Below are 645 nucleotides of genomic sequence, written 5' to 3'. Positions count from 1 at the left end.
CCACCGCAAAAAGCCACGAACTGGCCGGTTCACCCTTAGTATGAAGGATTTCAGAAAGAGAAAAAAGACTATGATGACATTTTCATCATAGCCTGTGAGCCAGAAAGGGTCATGAAAGTTTTATTTGTTTTTAGCCAAGGAACCCGCCATTCAATTTCCTTACATAGCTTCTAGTCTGAGTATGGTTGATTGTAGTTCGGCAAGGCTTCGAGCGACCATGTGCTCAGCCCTGTCTTCTACATCGCGGAACAGTTGGGCTCCCAGATGATCGCGTTGACCTCGCATGTGGAGGGCAAGTTCCTGCAGGATTACTTCCCGGTGGTTATACAGCTGCTGCCTGCGTACAGCAGCGGGAGGGGGCGGCAAGCAGATTATAGACCCCAAGCAGCAGATCCAACAGGCCTACTTCCACGATCACGAGCCGGAGTCCATGGACAGGATTGGCGGAGAAGTGGAGCAGATGGATTTGTTTCAGAGGTTTATGAGCGTTGCATGGGAGTTATGGATGGAACGGAGGGGTGAGCCTGAATTGGCTGCGCCCCTCTCTTAGTAGTGCCGGGAGCTGCCAGATCAGCACCCGGGCACCAGTCTTCCTACAGAACTAAAATAAAATCCGATGAAACACTCTATTTCTTTAATTTTTCT

The 645-nt window shown here is 49.9% G+C and carries 1 protein-coding gene; it reads left to right on the top strand.

Annotated elements, in window-relative coordinates; genetic code table 11:
* Window positions 1-283 precede the first annotated feature (283 nt).
* Window positions 284-550 (top strand): hypothetical protein, encoded by a 267-nt coding sequence (locus DNH61_RS02235; protein ID WP_111145076.1) that lies wholly within the window; start codon window positions 284-286, stop codon window positions 548-550.
* Window positions 551-645: the final 95 nt, after the last annotated feature.

The sequence above is a fragment of the Paenibacillus sambharensis genome, from assembly GCF_003233845.1.
GTDB lineage: Bacteria > Bacillota > Bacilli > Paenibacillales > Paenibacillaceae > Paenibacillus_I > Paenibacillus_I sambharensis.
This window is presented reverse-complemented; position numbering and strand designations above follow the sequence as displayed.

Bases quoted from the DNA above. Each gene is read 5' to 3' on its own strand.
- DNH61_RS02235 (WP_111145076.1), top strand. From the start codon at position 284: ATGTGGAGGGCAAGTTCCTGCAGGATTACTTCCCGGTGGTTATACAGC.